Raw genomic sequence first — 19,179 nt, forward strand, 5'->3', positions numbered from 1 at the left:
TTGGCTGCGAAGGTATACCCCTATTCCTATTATGCAAAGACCGGAACGAACAAAAGCCCGAACATTGGTGGTTACGGGAACATGAAACACATATACGATCACAGGCAGCCATTATCAACCGGAAAAGGTTAACGATGCAGCATCACTTTCATTCGGGAAAGTCTCCCATCCTTGGTTCGGATAAGCACCAGGTAAAGGCCGGTTGTCAAACTAGAGATATCCAGCTGATCCGTATTCAGAACCGGCTCCAATACACAAGACCCATCCAATGCATGAACGCTCAATTCTGCAACTGGGACCGTACGATCAATGTGCAGAATGGCATTCGTTGGATTCGGGTAAATGTGGATCTCCTGATCTTCAGGACCCGTTACTCCGGTGCTTCCCCCATTTCCTTGCAGGACCAGAATACGATCATCCGCAGCGATGGGTACACCGATATAATCACGATTGCTGGTGCATAGGAATATACGACCATCGGGATGCACCAGTACATCACGAAAGCGACCGAATTCCTGGCTCAGGAATGTATTATCCTCCAGGACCGCATCACCTGCAAGGTTCAATTGCAATTGCCGGATCTCCTTTCCGCGAAGGGTCGCTACCAACAATGAATTCTGCCACCCGGGTATGCTTGGGTGATCGAAATAGTCCATGCCACATGGTGCAACCACTTCCGTTGTGAACTCATGGATCGGCTCCACGACATTGTTCGCTGTACAGTAGCTCACTTCAGTTGGTGTGTTGCATAGACCTAGCACCGTTGGCCAGCCGTTATTGCGGTTCGGTAAAACAATGTTCACTTCATCATCATTGTTCTGACCATGTGCTGCATTGTAGATGATCCCGTTCGGAGCAAGCACCATTCCTTGTGGATTACGATGGCCCCAATTGTAGACATAAGAACCCGCAACCGGATTATCTGCTGGAATACTTCCATCCGGTGTGAACCGTAGGATCTTACCGTGCGAAGTATTCGGATCCTGTGCACTCGCACTGGCGTTGATCGTCTCACCCAGACAGATCAAGAACATGCCCGAACTATCGATGATAATTCGCGAACCATTGTGCGATGCACCAGCCGCAATGGGCATGCTCAATAAATGACCACCGGTCTCTGTCATCGTATGATCCACGTCATCGTATAGATAACGCCTGATCACCGAGGTGGAGGTGCTATTGGTGTAATGCAGATACACGTAAGGCTCATTTGCAAAGTCCGGGTGGAATGCCATGCTGTGCATCCCTGCGGAATAACCGAATTCAACTACATCCGTTTCGGTATATACAAGTTGCAATGCTCCGTTAGCCGGATCCATGCGGTACACTTCGCCACCCACTTGAGTGAACCAAATAAATCCATCAGGACCCAGTACAAGATCCCACGGCACAACAAGGTCACTCGCCATCACATTCACGGAAACCTCCGTACTGCCCACCATGAAACTGGTCTGTGCAGAGGTCGATCCAAAAGCCCAGGAAAAAGAAATACAAAAAATGAAGATCCGTGCTATACGTTCCATGTTGCGAAACTACGCTATCGGAACTCTTGCTGCACTTACTGACCATCGCATCTGGCTCGCCACTTCAATCGCTAAAGGCTCCTTCGTCCTCGAGGACATTGCACCTCCGCAACGCCGTAATGACCTAACTGGCATACTAACGAGGCTGATGGTGGGAGAACGAGGGTAAGGTCAGGTGATCATTGCCACGAACTGCGGACCCGAAACGCCTGAACCCCATCACTCACTTTTCACGAGTGCACGCACCGTATTATTCACCCGAACCAAGTATAACCCGTTCGGTAAGGATGTAAGGTCGATGGTGGTTTCGCGTTCCGTTGTTGTTCTTGACCAAAGCACATGCCCCTGAGCATCCGTTAATTCGATGGAATGGACACTACCAATATTCGGGGTCCGAACATTCACGAAGTCACTCGCCGGATCTGGATAAACGACGATCAGCGATCCATCTTGCAGCTCCTCGACACCACTTATACCACAATCACCATTCGGAACAAAAGGTGACGAGCGGAGGTAGCCTCCTGATCCGATCGGAATTTCTACATGGACCGTATCATACTGTGCTACCGTAATGGCCTGGCTCGTTTCACCAGTACTCCACAGATAGGAACTAGCGAATGGTGTCGCACTCAATTCATAGGAATTACCGATCTGTGTACATGTTATTTCCGGACGATCGATACTGAATGGTAGCTCATCAAAAAAGAATGCGCGATACGACACCAAGGTATCCGGAAAATAGAGTTCACTTACTAGACTACTGTCCGGCCCATAGATCGTGAACATCCGATTGTTCGGCGTAAGCGCACCCCAACCGACCAAGGTGTTACCGTTGCTCAACCGTTGAACACTACCCATCGCTCTGCTGTACGTACCGGGACCGAAGGCGCGCGACCATACTGCTGTTGCCGTGAAGTCGATCTCGTTCAACACATATTCCACTGCGCGACCGGGATGCTCTGTTGCCTTGCTGTTATCGAAGAGCGTGATGTTGCCATTCGGTAACCTGCGGATATCGTGCTGAAGAAAAAAACCGGGGTCGCTACCAAAGCCAAAATCATTCTGCACACCTCCTAAACGCCAAATGACTTCACCGGTATTCCGATCGATCTTGGTGATCTCATTGAAATGTCTTGATGACAAAAGCACATTTCCATCCGTATCCAATTCCAATGCATTGGAATGTGTCCAGTCGACATTATTGGGATTATTCAATCGTGTTGTATCCACATCGAGAAAATCAAAATGGTCAATGGCGTGCCATTCCCAAACAAGATCCTGTGCAGCATTCAATTCCTGGATCACCGCTGCTTCCACAATGGCTGTTGGGCTTCCTGCAGCAGTGCCATTCTGGAAGCAGGTATAACCACTAAGATCCATTGTGATCTCCTCTGAACCCAGAACCAAATAATTACCGTTGGCCAATATCCTCAGTTCGTGCAGATCATTCGTTACCCCGTTCGCGCAGGAAACGGAATCCACCAACATGAATCCACCATCTAGCAGAACATGCTTACCGCGTGCAGCATAACTCATTCTACCATTTGGCCAAACCCGAAAATCGGACACGTAAGGTACCGGTTGATGAAAGACAACATTGCCTCTCCCATCCAGTATAACAGCTTCACTTAGGTCGTTGCTCGCACCCTGGAAATAGTTCGGGGTCATGAAATAATAACCCTGTTCAACTTCACCGAAATCCTCGGCAACATAGGGTGGGATCTGTGCAAACGCTGTCAGAAAAGCGAAGTAGGATAGTAGGGTGATGGGGAGTCTCATTTTTACTTACTATTCTACAATACTACGAAAGTGGTTCCGATCCTTTGTACCACTATACACGGATCGTATCCTCTACAAAGGACTTCAATGTTGAACCGGACACTACATAAGGATCCATCACAACGTATCAAGTTTGCACGGTATTGACCAGTGTTGCGAAGCAAGAACCGTTCAGTTCTTCCAACGGATGCTCCACATCCCTCGTAACTCCCCAAGCGCATAACCCGTTGCAGCATCCTCCGGATAATGCTGGGTGATCACTGCGAACGCATTGCTATCCAGATCCAGACCTGCGGTTCCATGACACTTCAAGCAGGTCGGTGAAGCGATGAGGATCGGTTGGTAATATGCTACGCTATCACCCAACATCCGCACATCCGACAGAACGGTTCCGGCATTCCCTTGTGCCCATTGATCAAGCATGACTTGGAGCGCGCGCTTCTCATCGGCATCCGGAGAATCATGCACGGCACGCAAGCGATCGCTTGTACGCTTGATGTGGACCCCTTCTGCAACAGAGATCGAATCCACGAGTGGCAAAGCATTCAACGAGCAATACTCCACTGCACGTGCCGGTCCGCCGGCTTGCATTGCAGCACTCAAGCGGGCGGAAAGTGCCTGGAACGTAGCTGAAGTGATCCGCTTTCCTTTCTCCAGCGCAGCAGTCTCATCCAACGGTGCAGTTGCCGTGCACGATGCAAACCCTACCAACACAAAACTTATCATCCAATGTCGCATGGACTAAAGGTAAAGCGGAGAACATGATGTTTCCAATTTCGGCATTAACGCATAGCAAGAGGTACAGTGCTGACGCTCAAGCCCGACGGACAAAAGCCGAAGGTTCGCACAATACGCAAAACATATCACTGTTCCCATTCGGGTTCTTCACTCGGTGATAAAAGAACGAACGTTTCAAACCCGTCCCGCTTTCAAATTCAACTGCCAATTCACGGCACGCACTTTTAATGGGTCACCCCACGCAGCAAGTAGATCATCATGTACTAGTGATACAGGATCCATGCCATTCTTGGCCTGATACTTCGTACTGGCGCTCCAGGTGCGCATGTATCCTTCTATCGCAACTAGATCTAAATAACTCGTCATGGAAATATCCGGAGCTTCAAGTAGAGCATAAGGGAAATGCAGGTCTTTATATCCGTATTCCACAATGCGGTTCGGTTCGATCCAGAACGGATCAACGATCTCATTGTGCATCTTTCGTGTTAACCGATCGACTTCCGGTGTAATGCTTGCGAACGCAAAACTCCATGCCGCAATAACGCCTCCGGGTTTTAGCACGCGCCGTACTTCCCGTTCGAAATCCGGACCATGGAACCAGTGCATAGCATTAGCCACAGTGATCAGATCAATGGACGCGGATTCTATGCCGCTATTCAACGCATCGGCCTTGCGGTAGGTGATGCGTTCATGCAGTGCGGCTTGTGCCAAAAGCTCATCACTGATATCCGTGGCGACAACACGTTCGAAGTAATTCACAAGGCTTGAAGCCGATTGACCAGTACCAGTTGCACAATCCCAAGCCAATTGATTCGACGGCGCGACAGAAGCAAGCCACTTGAATAATTCCTCTGGATACCGCGATCTGAACCGGGCGTACTCCTTAGCGATCGGTGAGAAGAAATTCTCTTTCATGCGATCCAAGATAATGCTGAGCGCAATTGACTATAGCAAGACTGACAGCACAATACAGCTTTGCTTGAGAATCAAGACGCCGACTCTGCAGGTCAGCGGAAGCAGACCCAGTGTTGATCTGGGACACGCTGCGGAGACCACCAGATCAAAAGATCGCTACAAAGCTTACCCTATTCCTTGATGAAACGTATGGCACGCCCATTCCCAGAATGCAGCAAGTAGATTCCTTGAGCAAGCCAATTCAGGTCAAGCTTGCCCTGATCGGCACGCAGGTCTGTAGCGACTGGAGAACCCATATTATCCATGATCGACCAACGCTCGCGCAACAGCGCCTCGGGGATATTCAGTATGCCTTTTGTTGGGTTCGGCCACACCCCCAATGTGGACGTCGCACCGTCGTGATCTGAAATACCCGCTGCGATCACGGATGCTTCAATTTGAATGTTGTCCAAAGCCATATAGGGTGAGGAAAGAACATCAAGTACGACGGTGATCATACCATTGCTCGATCCCGCAACAGATAGACCACTACTAACCGAAGACCAAGTGAATGTGAAGGGATCACCGGATGGAACGACGCCGAACAAGGTATCCTCATCGAGAAGCACTCCGAGTGAACCGAAATCAAAGACCCCGCTCGGCGTGTCGTACACGGAGACATGGAACGAAGGCTGCGCCAAACCAAAAGGGCCACCACATGCGGCCAGATCGATCGATGAAACATCCATGTAAAGATTCACGAAGGGTAACAGCTCACAATCGAGCGTAAATGCCGCCCTATCATCATTGATCGTGGAAAGCATGCTGACACAAAAGTCGCCACCAATCGCTTCGGTATCGGTGTACTGTCCGCTCGGTCCGTTGATCAAGATCGTCTCTACGGTGAATTGCTGTGCCCATAGACCGCCGCCACCGGTGCCAGTTCCCGTGCCGCCCCAAAGGGTGTTCACCAACGTGGCATCCAGATCCGGTCCGCAGTTACCCACAATCTCCTGGTTCGGTGAACTGAAGTCGTTCGCGAAAAGAAGTACCGTTTGCGCATTAGTCGTTCCACAAAGTACTAGACCAGCGGACATCGAAAGTGAGTAGATGAAGTGATTCATTATTGTGTCGTTTATGGTGAATGAGCTCCGCCATAGCTGTCCCTGTCCTGACAAACACATTCCCGGAAAGGCCTGATGCTACGCCGCAATTATTAAGGCAAAGGTCGGGTGCCTCAAAAAGCTGGTCAATAGAACGTTTGTTACATGTGCACTTTGTTCGCGAACGCATTGGTGAGACGCTGAAGCAAGGCAGGGGCATTACTTGCGGACCCCTAATGAACGATAAACCATTCCGTGCTAACGGCGCAGCGTCCCGAAACGGAGACCCGGCGTCGGTTTTGGTAAGCGGGCATCCTTCGGTGTTCGAGAACTTGCAGAGACTCGGGAGGAAACCCTGCGATGGACCACTGTGTCTATGCCATGCGAACGTGCTCCGAAAGTCCTAACGCCGCTCCATATCCGTCACCAATAAGGGATCGTGTGCGCGCAGTTCCTCGATCAAGGTCTGCACCGCCTCAGGGCTTGGATCGGCTTGCAACTTTTGGAGTTCGGCGGTGGTAATACCCACCATTTGTAAGAAGTTCACCTCACCGTGTGGTGTATCTATCCGCCCCAATTCTGGATCCAGTGCGAAGACCAATCCCGTGATATCCGTGTCCATGTCCGTACACAAGGGGCCACCCGCCGGAACGAACTGGTTCACTTCGAACCACCGTCCACTTTTGTGAACGTAGCGTGCCAAGTTGTTCATTACCACGCTCACCCAAGTAGGGTCCACCGTGTCGTCCTCGTTCCGCTTTATCCGGAAGGTGAGCTCGAAACCGGTCTTGCTGAACTCCTCCCCTGCAGATGCTTCGTTGTAGTACAACTCACTCAATCCATAGCTCACCACGTGGATGTGCGGCGGATCGTTTGGACGATCGTAGTAGCTGGTGCCGTCCAAGGGATCAAGACCACCGGCGATGTAATGCAACGGTGCCGCGTAGTGCCTAGGTGCGCGATCACCATAAACCATGGCTAATTGCGCATCAATGCATTGCCAACCCACTGCATCTTCAGCGCCGAAGCGCTGGCGGTATTCTTCGAGGGTCATCGCTTGGTGGTGTGTGAAGGATGAGAATGTTATGATGCGAAAGTATTGCGTTTGGGCTGAACGTGAATGGACAGCCGATCCTTGAAAAATGGGCTTTACGGCCGAAGTCTTCGCGGATGTTTCACGAATGGGTATGCTGGATACATTGCGCCGTACACCAACTTGCTGGTAGGCCCTCTTTGGCAAAGCAAGAACATAGATCACAGAGACAAATTTGTACCATTTCTGACCCCGCAGTTTCTCCATATTAGAGCACCTCGTGAAATTTATTTTGTTGCGCGATGTAGAAATTGCCTTAGCCTCTTCCTTATAATACCCGCCCTATGCGGAACGTGAACCTGCAGAAATAGCGTTGCTGGTAAAGGCTAACATTGCAAAGACTTCCGTGCATCACTTGAGAGACCGTGGTACAACTTTTTTTGCACAATTGGAGCGACCACTGAACCCGCAATTCTCCAACAGCTGTTGTCCGATCCTGTAGCTGTTCAATTAGATGTGAGCGTGGGTAGCTCGGCTATACATCGCAGTGTGGTCACACATCCGGCTCAGATAAGGAAACCATGCGTTGTACCAAACCCCACCTGAGCGCAGAAGGGGCCGCCCCATGACAGACCGGCCCCTTCAAGATGAGTTCCAAATAGATCCGCCTACCTGTGTAATTGCTCACGCATCAACTTGGTGCCAAGAAAATCGCGCTTGCTACTAATTGCCACCCGCAGACCATCCACCTTTTCCTGGCCACCAACTTTCGACTTCATCGCATCGCGAATGGCCTTCCATTTGGCTTCCCGTTCCGGTGTTTCATCCAACGCCGCCATGTTCTCCAACTCAACCAGCATCATCACGTCAAAATCCTCCTTCGTGGCCGCATCGCCAGCAAGCAATTTGAAGGACTTGATCAGGCCCTGCTCCTTGGCTTGCATCATGGTGGGATAATAGATCTGATCCAATTGTTTGAAATAGTCGTCTTGGGAATTAGCCTCCGTCCGCACCATCGTCACGCGGTAGACCGAACCGTCCTTGTAAGGGGATTCGTCTTGCGCGAACGAGGTAAAGCCAAGGGTGCTCAGCACGAGTAGAGTAGATAACGAACGCAAATTTTTCATGGTACTTGGTGGGATTTTATGTGTAACGGGGAAGTCCGCTAACGATACCAAAGTACTACAAGCCACCGACCTCAGAACTAGTAGAAATACCTGTTTTGCAAAACGTGATCTCCACCTCGGATGCGAACACGTCAGCTTGTGAACAGAGATTCAATGCTACAACCCGCTCTTGTTCTAAAGACAGATCGGTCAAAACGGAACATGCTAAGAACGATTTTGCGATCATGACTGAAAACTGCAAGGTCGTTCCTCACTGCCGGTGTGCACACCATCGCTTTGTCAACGCAGGTCAAAGAATGAAGCACCTCAATTGTGCAACAGCTTGTTGCACAAAATGGAACGACTGTGAGATCATCAATTTTCCAGCTGCTGGAGATCTCTACACGTCCGCTCAAGAACTGAGGGTAGGTCCGGCTCCGGTCTGTGTCCATTGACGGAGAAGCGCCAAGGCCTGTTGGTCCTTCTGGGCCTTCTCCGGACTTTGCTTCGCTTGGCGCAGGATCTCCGCTTCCGCATCCAGGTACATACGCTGCCGCTGCCCTGGAGAGAAGTGCTGGAAATAACGCATCATGCTCAACGATTCATCCAATGCTTGTTGGCTCGCACCAAGGAGACCTTGGTCAAGGAAGGTGGTGAATGAGGTGAGGCGCTGACCCGGGTCCCAGATGCCGGTCGCATTGCCGTGGAACATGGCCCCGAAGATCTCCGTGGTACCGTCCGAAAGTTCCTTCACTCCTTGTAAGGTGGGCGTGTGGTTTACAGAGAAGAAATTGAATAAGCGCTTTAGTGGTTCCTTCTCCTTATCGAACCGTTCGTGGTAGCGCTCGAAGAAGTGGGCGCTGAAATACATATCCATGCTGTTACCGAGCAGATCAACCCGCACTGCGCGCAGCCGATCATCGCAACCGTGATAGCGGACCAGACCGGCCATTTGGGTGCTCCGCTTAGTGCGGACCAAGACCAGGATCCAGTCGTTACCGCGCGGCGAATGCCACGTGATCGCCTGCTCAAGGCGATCGATACCTTTGGGCGAGATCTTAAGCTCACGCTCCATGCGCTTACCCATGGGTTTCAACTTATTCACCAAGGCGGGCAGATCCTTTCGCGCGTCATTGGCAACTTCCTTCGGGGACATTGAACGTACGATCATGGTAGCGAAGCTTTGTTTGCCACTTGAACGGATACGGACTAAATAGGTTTCCCGCTGAATTGGCATAGCGCAGAGCCGCGGGTCGTACGCTATTCCCGGCTCAAGTCCGGAAACAACTGACAGACTTGGTGGCTGTGGGGTGAATACTCTCACGTGGTCAAGAATATCATTAGTATTGTGTGACCAAGAACCAAAATTCACGTTCGAACATTTAGTAGATCCTTGAGCCCTCTGAATGACCAGATCAATTGCAACTTCATTTTTACTTTATTCCATTTCGTGGTCTTCGTTTTCTCAGGACACCGTCATTTACAGATCAAACATCCAAACCGAAGCGAAAGTATTAGAGGTCAATAAGGATGAAATACAATATAAGAGATACTCCAATATTGATGGCCCAACATATACTGTAGACAGATCAGAGATCCATTCTATAAAATTTTCGAACGGCGAGATCGAAGAATTTGCGCCCCGTGTTATTGAAGCGAAAAAGGATACATCTTTTCAATCGTTGACACAAAGGGGTAATTCAGTATTTGTCCATTCAAATGATGACCATGCACAAGCTCATGCAATAAGAGACCTTCGATCTTGGGGATATTGGAAGATCACGAACGATCGTGAAAGTGCTGATTTTGTTCTAGAATTCATCGTAGAATATTATCACATGGGCGAGGCACAATGCTGGGCGGAATTCATCGTGCCAGAAAACCAGAGTGTGATCAAAACAACAGACCCAAGTAATTCACTTGGCTCAGCAGCTCTTAACTCAAAGAGAACTGCTGTTAATAATTTGATAGTTGATCGAATAATCCCTCTTTTTCAGAACTAGAATTATTTGCCGTAGTGGTGGCTTTCTTAAAGGACCCGCCTGAATGGTGGATCGACCCATTCCAAAGATGCAGAGGTCCTGATTCCGCAGGTTTGCGGAAGGAGACCCGGCGCAGGTTTGAAAGGCACCCTGCAAAGGTCTAAGAGTCAAGGCAAGTACGGAAGCTCTCGTCACTCTGCAGACTGTTGCACGGGACTACCTCGGAGCTGCCTGCAACCCACAGGGTATGAAGTTTTAATGACAACCGATGCTCAGATCATTGGTGTGAAGATTGAAAACTTCATGGATAATCCCCGAACAGACCTGTTGGACTCGCCGCCACAAGTGACCCAGCCCGGCAGGAAGGCAGAGCTTTGGATGGCTGGAATACCTGCGGCAGCGACGGGCTTGAACTTCTTCTTGCAGCAGCTCACCCAATGTGTTCTCTTTGTCGTCGTTTGTAAATACGTCTCCGATATGTCTGTGACAATCACCACCGCTCAAGACCCTCAAATGCCTGTCGTGAAAACCGATGCGATGAAGCAACTCGGTATGGACATCCGTTCGGAGATCCTCTACGCCTCGCTGAACATCGAGCACGTCGCCAATATGATCCGTAATCTGAATCTCAACCGCACAATAGGGAAGGACACACCCGAGCCGCTCTATGTGACGTTCAAAGAGAACATCGACTACCTGATCTCAAGGAAACTTATGGGCACACGGAGCGAGGAGCGCTTCAGAGCGTTCGCTCAAATACGCAATAAGTTCATCCACGAGATTCGCTGTAAGACCTACGCGGACTTGGAGCTATTCGAACCGAGGCCGATCCCGTTGATCCATCGAGTAGCGGAAGATTTCCTTAATCACACTCCTCTCAAATGGGTCTGCACCGAGACTGATAAGCTCAAGCTTGGAATCAAGCTCATTATGATCAGCGTGATCGATGACTGCGAAGGGATGGTTAATGAGCAGGTAGAGAAGCGCAGCCTTTGAATGGGAATGAAGCAATACCTTGCAATTCTAAATTCCAACATATCATGGCAAATGCACTTTCCTTCGTGAACTACTTCAAGCGACACCGGTTTGGCACTCAACCTGCAGCCATGTCCATTCTAAGTATACTACCACCGCTTGACCGTTGCGATATCCTTTCGAAGTGCTTGCATCCGGATCCACACAATGTGGACATCTATGACAAATTCGCACTAGCATTGCTGAAATCTGGGCAAACCGCCAACGCGTATGAGCTTGTTGATGGAGCTGTGACACACGGCTACATGGAAAGTACAAACGGATCTATTATAAGACAGAAGCTGAAATCTTTGGACGAGAGATTCAGAGGAAACTTCGGTTCAACCACTTCATATGAACAAGCTGAGCAACTATTGGAGAAGAACGTCGCTGAGCTGAGGGCAATGAACGCTCTCGATGCCCACATTGAGTTCATCGACCTGGTTAAGGCCTACATAGCAGGGAGAAGTGCTGGCGTGAATACAGTTAATAATGCAACGGATGGTTCTAATCAATCTCCAAAAATCATCAAGGTGGGCAGAGATGAAAAGACGTTTCTCCGATTGGTCTATCAAGTAAATGGAAGACAGGTTACGGTCGATCTTGAAGAGTCAGAGAGTAACTCCGGTCGCATACTAAGTGGTCGGTACCGACAGGTAGTAGAATCTCCCTTCGGAGGCGTGATGAGCATCGGCCAATTGACAGCGGCAAATGACCTAATTGCCGAAGTAAGTTTGCTCATGCAATGTTTGGATAAGACCAATTTGAAGAAGCAGGATTTCTGGGATGCCTTTGTTCAACTCATCGTCCAACACACGAACAAGCATGGGAAACTTGTGGATTTTGACCTTGACGGTTTCATTGACACAATGCTCATTGTAGTGGATTCAATAGCGAGTGCATTTAATTGGCCACCTCTTTCAAATACAGATGGAATTACTCTCCGGAAAGAATTCTACGACTCTGCCACGAAAGCCTTTCGCGAATTAATCTGGGTCCGTGATCCCTGGCAGGATAACCTACTCGGGCAACCCACAAAATTCATTCGTTTGGCCGACCAATAGCTCGGCGCTTCGCGTGAGGGATTGTACCGGAAAGCCCACAGGCCGTAATCCGGCCGAGGACTTGGAGGGGAAAGCCAGACGGCGCCTGCACTTGAGGCGGGGACACGCCCAAAGAACCTACTTACTCAAATACATACTCCGCTCCCCATAAACCTGCCCACCTCGGCACTTCGACTTCGCTCTGCACAGCGCTCCGCTCGGCGTGCTAGGATTCTTCATATCCTTAATAAAGTAGATCGCCCTGCCACGGCAGACAGGCTCTCCAGTGCTCTTCATCTCGGGCCCAAGACTCTTATCCACATTTGGGAATTTACACGTGTTCATTCGCTCAGTTCTTTCTCGATGTCTTTTACACTTGGTAATGCACCTTGAAATTTCTTAGGCAATTTAGCGACCAAACGAGTTTGCCATTCGGCCACGCCGATCGGTTTAACGACATCGCGCAACGCGTACTCGACCACCAATTTATCGTTGTCTTTGCACAAGAGCAATCCGATCGAGGGCTTGTCGTCCGGGTGCCGCAGTTTCTCGTCCACGGCGGTAAGGTAGAAGTTCATCTTGCCAGCATGTTCCGGCTCGAAGGCTTCCATTTTCAACTCCACTACTACATAACATCGCAGCCTCAAATGGTAGAACAATAGGTCGAGGTAAAAATCCTTGCGGCCTACTTTCAATGGCACTTGTCGGCCCACGAATGCGAAACCAGCCCCCAATTCCAACAACACTTTCTGGATGTGATCCACTAAGGCGTTCTCCAGATCCCGCTCGCGGATATCAGCAGCAAGGTTCAGGAACTCGAAGACGTACGGGTCTTTCAAGGTTTGCTGCGCTAGGTCCGATCGTTCAGCAGGTAGTGTGCGTTTGAAATTCGTAACGGCCTTGCCCTGTCTGCGGTGCGCGTGAGTGGCAACTTGCGCATTGAGCACAGCACGGCTCCAACCATTGGCTATGGTAGCCTGCGCATACCAATGTCTATGCGCAGGCTTTTTCAGCTTGGTGAGCAGTAGGATATTGTGGCCCCAGGGTATTTGTCCAACAAGCTGTTGGACAATTGCGGCCTCGGGATATGCCTCTGCGAACAGCCGCATGTACAATAAGTTGGACCTGGAAAATCCGCCAATGCCGGGGAATTCTTTATGCAGATCTTTCGCTAAATGTTCCACAACCTTACTACCCCAACCTCCCTTACCCTGCCGATCAAGGATCTCTTTTCCAACCTGCCAATACAGCGTGACCAATTCATGGTTCACAGCTATCGCAGCACGCAACTGTGCAGCACGAATGCGCTCCTTCAACGATGCAAGCAATGCTGCATAGTTCTTGGGTAGCACCGCAACAGTGGTCGCTTTATGCTTCGTTGTTGCCTTTGATCTCGGTTTTGGTTTGGGCTGCTTCTTGGCCATGCACCGAAAGTAATCGAAGTGGTAGAATTACTATTTATTGGGCACCAAAACACATCAAAATTACCAGTATTCACGGCCACTAAAGAAGAAACGAAAACCCAATTGTCCAACAAGCTGTTGGACAATTGGAACTACTTGCTCAAGTACGCACTCCGCTCCCAACAAACCTGCCCACCTCGACACTTTGACTTCGCTCTGCACGGCGCTCCGCTCGGCGAGCGATGTAGCACTCCGAGCGGAGACGAAGAACGCTCATCACTTGCTAAGGTACATTGAACGTTCACCGTAGACTTGACGGAAGAACGGGTCTTTCAGATCCTTAATAAAGTAGATCGCCTCGCCAGTAGATTTCATTTCAGGCCCAAGGCTCTTGTCCACATTCGGGAATTTATCGAAGCTGAAGACCGGGACTTTGATCGCGTAGCCTTCTAGTTTCGGTTTGAACTGGAAGTCCTTGAGCTTGGCGCCGAGCATGACCTTTGTCGCCCAATTCACGTAAGGTTCACCGTAGGCTTTCGCTATAAAAGGCACTGTTCTACTCGCGCGTGGGTTGGCTTCGATGACGTAGACGACTTCGTTCTTGATGGCGAATTGGATGTTGACGAGGCCGACGGTTTTTAGCGCCAACGCGATCTTGTGCGTATGCTCGCGGATCTGCTGGATCACTTTTTCGCTGAGGTCGAATGGTGGGAGTACGGCATTGCTGTCGCCGCTGTGTATGCCCGCCGGTTCGATGTGTTCCATGATGCCAATGATGCGCACCATTTCACCATCGCATATACTGTCGCATTCGGCTTCGATGGCACCGTCCAAAAAGTTGTCTATGAGGATCTTGTTGTCGGGCATCAAACGCAGGATGTCGAGCACTTGCGCTTCGAGTTCATCTTCGTTGATCACGATCTTCATCTTCTGCCCACCTAGCACGTAGCTAGGGCGCACTAACAACGGGAAACCCAACGTACGACTGAGCGTTATAGCTTCTTCCGCATTGTCTACCGCACCGAATTCGGGGTACGGAATTTTCAGATCGCGGAGTAGGCTACTGAAGCGTTCGCGGTCCTCGGCCATGTCCAACGCAGCGAAACTTGTACCGATGATCTTGATGCCGTACTTCTCTAATTTCTCGGCGAGCTTCAATGCGGTCTGGCCACCCAATTGCACGATGACACCTTCTGGTTTTTCGTGCAGGATGATGTCATAAATATGCTCCCAGAATACCGGCTCGAAATAGAGTTTATCGGCGGTGTCGAAGTCGGTGCTTACGGTTTCCGGGTTGCAGTTGATCATGATGGTCTCGTAACCCATCTCTTTCGCTGCCAACACGCCGTGTACACAGCAGTAATCAAACTCAATGCCCTGCCCTATGCGGTTGGGACCGCTACCCAGCACGACTATCTTCTTCTTGTCACTCGGGATGCTTTCGTTCTCTTCTTCGAACGTGCTGTAGTAGTACGGTGTCTTAGCAGGGAATTCTCCGGCGCAAGTATCCACCAATTTGTACACGCGTTGAATGCCGAGCTCGTTGCGTTTTTTGTAGACCTCACTTTCTAAACAACGCAATAAGTGTGCAACCTGTCGATCAGCGTAGCCTTTTTGTTTTGCTTCAAAGAGCAGATCGCGCGGAATGGTTTCCAACGTGTATTTCTCGACTTCTTTTTCGGTGAGGATCATGTCCTCGATCTGCCGCAGGAACCAGATATCGATCTTGGTGAGGTCCTGGATCTTTTTGAACGGAATGCCTGCTTTGATGCTGTCGTAGACATGAAATAACCGGCTCCAACTCGGGTTCGCGAGACTGTCCAATAGCACAGCGGTGTCGGTGGTTTCCTTGCCATCGGCCCCTAAGCCATTGCGCTTTATCTCCAAGCTCTGGCAGGCTTTCTGCAGCGCTTCCTGGAAACTACGACCAATGCCCATGGTCTCACCCACACTCTTCATCTGCACACCCAACCGACGGTCGCTTCCTTCAAATTTATCGAAGTTCCAACGCGGCACTTTTACGATAACGTAATCAAGTGTAGGTTCGAAGAATGCACTGGTTCCGGTGATCGGATTCTCAACTTCATCCAACCGGTAACCGATCGCCAATTTGCTCGCAATTTTCGCAATAGGATAGCCCGTTGCTTTGCTCGCCAACGCTGAACTGCGACTTACACGCGGGTTGATCTCGATGGAAAAAATATCCTCGTTCTCATCCGGACTCACCGCAAACTGCACGTTGCAACCTCCTGCGAAATCACCAATAGCGCGCATCATTTTGATGGCCATCGTACGCATGCGTTGGTAGGTACGATCGCTCAAGGTCATTGCCGGTGCAACGGTGATACTGTCGCCCGTATGGATGCCCATCGGATCGAAGTTCTCAATGCTGCAGATGATCACCACATTGTCATCCTTGTCGCGTAGCAGTTCTAATTCGTATTCCTTCCAACCGAGCAGTGCTTTGTCGATAAGCACTTCGTGTATCGGGCTTACCTGCAACCCGTGTTTCAACAGTTTATCAAAATCAGCTGGGTCGTGAACGAAGGCTGCACCTGCGCCGCCCAACGTGTAGCTGGCACGGATCACCAACGGAAATCCGAATTCCTGAGCCACTTTTTTTCCTTCAAGAAAACTGGTTACTGTTTTGCTTGGCGCTGATGGTATACCGATGCTCTCCATCAATTTCCGGAAACGCTCGCGGTTCTCGGTAATGTCGATCGCTTCCGTATCCACACCGATCATGCGCACGTTATGTTCCTTCCAGATACCGAGCTTTTCGCACTCGATCGCCAGGTTCAATGCAGTCTGTCCGCCCATGGTGGGAAGCACCGCATCGATCTTATGCTTTTGCAGGATCTGCTCAATGCTTGCCGAGGTCAGCGGCAAGAGGTACACGTTATCCGCCGTGACCGGATCGGTCATGATGGTGGCAGGGTTGCTGTTGATCAGCGTTACCTCAATGCCTTCTTCGCGCAGAGAACGCGCTGCTTGGGAACCACTGTAATCAAACTCACAAGCTTGTCCTATCACGATCGGACCACTGCCTATCAGCAGAACGGACTTGATACTAGTGTCCTTCGGCATGCGAGACAAAGTTGAGTGAAGTGTGAGCCAGAATGATCGAACCTGCCTGCCGGCAGGCAGGCTCACAGGCTTGACCTATGACGATTGGGCCGCTCCCGATAAGGAGTACGGACTTGATGGAAGTGTCTTTGGGCATGTCCGGTAGAATAACCGGGTCGCAAAGCTAACCGGACAAGCGCGCCACTTGCACGAATGTGCATAAGGTTTGCGGATCGTTCAGAAGTCGGGGGCAAAATAGAACGCTCTCCGGGTCGTGGCCCGGAGTGACTGACGCTGATCGTTATGATAAGACCTGATAAATGTTGCCAGGAGAGCAAAGCGCTGTTTCTTTGCTAAGGTCTCCTTGACCAGCATGCTCACATTTTCTTTTCCGGGTCGTCGCTCGGAATGACCAACTCGATCGGAACTTGATCAACTTCTTCACCCACGGTGTTACGCTGGCCTACCGCACCTATGGTTCAGGGCCGAAGATGCTTGTGGCATTGCACGGCTTCGGACGTACGGGTGAAGACTTCGCCATCCTGGAACCATCGCTTGGTGCACGCTATACGATCCATGCGTTCGACCTGCATTTTCACGGTAAAAGCCCTAGTTACCCGCATCGGGCGGAAACGCCCTTCACGCCGCACGAAATAGCCGTGTTCTATTCCGCCTTCGCAGATGAGATGAACGTTGAGAAGTTCAGTCTCCTCGGGTATAGCCTTGGAGGACGCATAGCGTTGAATTTAGTGGAGCAGATCCCAGAGCGGATCGAACGTACATTCCTTGTAGCTCCTGATGGGCTTAAGACCAAGCCATGGTATAGACGTCTGGCAGGGTCTGGTCCCGGAAGATGGGCGTATCGCCGTTTCGTTGAGCAACCCGCTGGTCCACTAATGATCATCGATGTTCTTGGAGTAACACGTTTGATAAGCCAAAAGATGCACCGATTCCTGAAAGGGCAGACCGATAGTAGAGCCAAGCGCATGTTGCTTCGTGATGTTTGGTTGAGCTACCGATCCATAGAACCCGATCTGGGAACAGTAGCGCACAATGCGAGCAAATTCGGGATCCCTATCCAATTAATATTCGGGGAAAGGGACAGTGTCATCAAGCCGATCTTGGGTAGGAATCTCAGCATTTATGCACCGGATATGATCTCGCAGATCGAGCTGCCGTTCGGGCACGTTCTTATTACACCCGAATTGGGGGTGGCGATCCTTGAGATAGTCGGATAGATCGATCTTGTTCAGCAACAAGAACGAAAAAAGGCCTCCACCTTGCGGTGGAAGCCTTTTAAGAATTCACTTTAGTTCTGCCTATTTGTGGCTTGGCTCGTCGCTCGTTGTGAGCTTATGACGGCCAGCAGCGCGGCGACGTGCCAAGATGCTACGCCCTGCGGCAGATGACATGCGCTTGCGGAAACCATGCTTGTTGGTACGCTTGCGTTTGCTGGGTTGGTAGGTACGTTTCATTGCCGCTGTTAATTCGTAAGGGACGGCAAAAGTAGCCCTTTTCCCCAAATGAGCAAGTAGTTGCACCCAGATTATATGATCGGACCCAGCACTTGGGCCTGATCTGCCTAATTATGTAGGGCTTCCTTAACATTCACATTCGAAGAAATCGCAAAAAGCGGATCAGCTAGCTGAAACAGCCACATAGTCCCGCCCGGATAATTGCCTTGTCCTTGAAAAGAACAATTCACCTCGATTCATCTTGGCGCAAATCGCAGACGATCAGAGCCATACGCACCAACTGTCCCATTGTCATGTTCTACAAGTAACCGCCCTGTACTATCAACTTCCATGGGCCGTACCTGCTGATCCTTTCCATCCAGCTCCACATGAGCCCATCGGCCTTTGGACCATAATTGGTCCGCATACGCCTCATCAATAGCATCATCGCCATTTTTCCATTGCTCCCAAAGAAATTCGAACCGTAAGCAAATAGCCTCCAGAACCTCCATCCGGTCAAAATTCCGGCCCGCTTCCATGGATAAACTCGTGGCCAGCAAATGTTCTTCATAGTCGCTACTGTTCACATTAAGGCCAACTCCGATGATCGACCACAATACCTTCTCCCCTTGCAACTCGTTCTGTATAAGTATGCCAGCCACTTTCCTTCTATCCACAAGTATGTCATTCGGCCATTTGATACGAACATCACCTGCCAAGACCTTTCGCACTAGATGATGCACGGATAAAGCGATCATTTTGCTGATCACGAATTGCTCATCAACCCTTAACCCTGTTGGTTCAACCACAATACTGAAGGTCAGATCCAATCCAGGAGAACTCTGCCAAATACGATCGCGTTGGCCCCTTCCGGCTGTCTGATCATGGGCCAATATGACAGCCCCGTGCCGCAACTTAGACAGACTTATAAGTTCGGCCGCACTTTTGTTAGTGCTCTCCGTGGAAGCAAGTTCAATGAATTGGTTGCCGATATCCTTTGTACGCATGGCCGATACCCCGATCAAGGGCGGTAACTTTGTA

Annotated in this window: 16 protein-coding genes; 4 read left to right on the forward strand and 12 right to left on the reverse strand. The window is 50.2% G+C overall.

The annotated features are described in order from the left end of the window. Positions 1-128 precede the first annotated feature (128 nt). From IPF95_00455 to IPF95_00490, 8 genes are all read right to left on the reverse strand, one after another. Positions 129-1,523: a PQQ-dependent sugar dehydrogenase gene (locus IPF95_00455; GenBank protein ID MBK6473166.1), complete on the reverse strand. Its 1,395-nt coding sequence runs from the start codon at positions 1,521-1,523 to the stop codon at positions 129-131. Between the two features lie 219 nt (positions 1,524-1,742). Then, positions 1,743-3,302: an aryl-sulfate sulfotransferase gene (locus tag IPF95_00460; GenBank protein ID MBK6473167.1), complete on the reverse strand. Its 1,560-nt coding sequence runs from the start codon at positions 3,300-3,302 to the stop codon at positions 1,743-1,745. A gap of 171 nt (positions 3,303-3,473) precedes the next feature. Further along, positions 3,474-4,040 carry a DUF3365 domain-containing protein gene (locus IPF95_00465; GenBank protein MBK6473168.1) on the reverse strand — a complete coding sequence of 189 codons (567 nt, stop codon included), beginning with the start codon at positions 4,038-4,040 and terminating at the stop codon, positions 3,474-3,476. A 174-nt stretch (positions 4,041-4,214) separates the two neighbouring features. After that, positions 4,215-4,955, reverse strand: a complete 741-nt coding sequence (locus tag IPF95_00470; GenBank protein ID MBK6473169.1) for a class I SAM-dependent methyltransferase — start codon at positions 4,953-4,955, stop codon at positions 4,215-4,217. A 170-nt stretch (positions 4,956-5,125) separates the two neighbouring features. Next, positions 5,126-6,058: a T9SS type A sorting domain-containing protein gene (locus tag IPF95_00475; GenBank protein ID MBK6473170.1), complete on the reverse strand. Its 933-nt coding sequence runs from the start codon at positions 6,056-6,058 to the stop codon at positions 5,126-5,128. A 382-nt stretch (positions 6,059-6,440) separates the two neighbouring features. Beyond that, positions 6,441-7,091: a suppressor of fused domain protein gene (locus IPF95_00480; GenBank protein MBK6473171.1), complete on the reverse strand. Its 651-nt coding sequence runs from the start codon at positions 7,089-7,091 to the stop codon at positions 6,441-6,443. A 647-nt stretch (positions 7,092-7,738) separates the two neighbouring features. Continuing rightward, positions 7,739-8,197: a hypothetical protein gene (locus IPF95_00485; protein MBK6473172.1), complete on the reverse strand. Its 459-nt coding sequence runs from the start codon at positions 8,195-8,197 to the stop codon at positions 7,739-7,741. Positions 8,198-8,588: 391 nt separating this feature from the next. Next, complete coding sequence (locus tag IPF95_00490) at positions 8,589-9,347, reverse strand: hypothetical protein (GenBank protein ID MBK6473173.1); 759 nt, start codon at positions 9,345-9,347, stop codon at positions 8,589-8,591. A 235-nt stretch (positions 9,348-9,582) separates the two neighbouring features. On the opposite strand from IPF95_00490, the gene IPF95_00495 reads away from it, so the two are divergent. The 3 genes from IPF95_00495 to IPF95_00505 all read left to right on the forward strand — a co-directional run bounded on the left by IPF95_00495 (position 9,583) and on the right by IPF95_00505 (position 12,236). Further along, on the forward strand, positions 9,583-10,179 hold the full coding sequence (locus IPF95_00495) for a hypothetical protein (protein ID MBK6473174.1): 597 nt from the start codon (positions 9,583-9,585) through the stop codon (positions 10,177-10,179). A gap of 237 nt (positions 10,180-10,416) precedes the next feature. After that, positions 10,417-11,154: a hypothetical protein gene (locus IPF95_00500; GenBank protein MBK6473175.1), complete on the forward strand. Its 738-nt coding sequence runs from the start codon at positions 10,417-10,419 to the stop codon at positions 11,152-11,154. Between the two features lie 188 nt (positions 11,155-11,342). Next, positions 11,343-12,236, forward strand: a complete 894-nt coding sequence (locus tag IPF95_00505) for a hypothetical protein (GenBank protein MBK6473176.1) — start codon at positions 11,343-11,345, stop codon at positions 12,234-12,236. A 320-nt stretch (positions 12,237-12,556) separates the two neighbouring features. Here the strand turns inward: IPF95_00505 and IPF95_00510 are convergent, their stop codons facing one another. Continuing rightward, positions 12,557-13,639, reverse strand: coding sequence for a DUF1016 family protein (locus IPF95_00510; GenBank protein MBK6473177.1), 1,083 nt, complete (start codon positions 13,637-13,639; stop codon positions 12,557-12,559). Between the two features lie 255 nt (positions 13,640-13,894). After that, on the reverse strand, positions 13,895-16,705 hold the full coding sequence (gene carB, locus IPF95_00515) for a carbamoyl-phosphate synthase large subunit (GenBank protein ID MBK6473178.1): 2,811 nt from the start codon (positions 16,703-16,705) through the stop codon (positions 13,895-13,897). A gap of 407 nt (positions 16,706-17,112) precedes the next feature. On the opposite strand from carB, the gene IPF95_00520 reads away from it, so the two are divergent. Beyond that, the gene (locus tag IPF95_00520) at positions 17,113-17,922 is read left to right on the forward strand and encodes an alpha/beta fold hydrolase (GenBank protein ID MBK6473179.1); all 810 of its coding nucleotides are present in this window, start codon (positions 17,113-17,115) and stop codon (positions 17,920-17,922) included. Positions 17,923-18,003: 81 nt separating this feature from the next. Here the strand turns inward: IPF95_00520 and rpmH are convergent, their stop codons facing one another. Both rpmH and IPF95_00530 read right to left on the reverse strand, forming a co-directional pair. Beyond that, positions 18,004-18,159, reverse strand: coding sequence for a 50S ribosomal protein L34 (rpmH, locus tag IPF95_00525; GenBank protein ID MBK6473180.1), 156 nt, complete (start codon positions 18,157-18,159; stop codon positions 18,004-18,006). Positions 18,160-18,395: 236 nt separating this feature from the next. Next, on the reverse strand, positions 18,396-19,145 hold the full coding sequence (locus IPF95_00530) for a biotin--[acetyl-CoA-carboxylase] ligase (GenBank protein ID MBK6473181.1): 750 nt from the start codon (positions 19,143-19,145) through the stop codon (positions 18,396-18,398). Between the last annotated feature and the right edge of the window lie 34 nt (positions 19,146-19,179).

The sequence above is a fragment of the Flavobacteriales bacterium genome (assembly GCA_016704485.1).
Lineage (GTDB): Bacteria > Bacteroidota > Bacteroidia > Flavobacteriales_F > PHOS-HE28 > PHOS-HE28.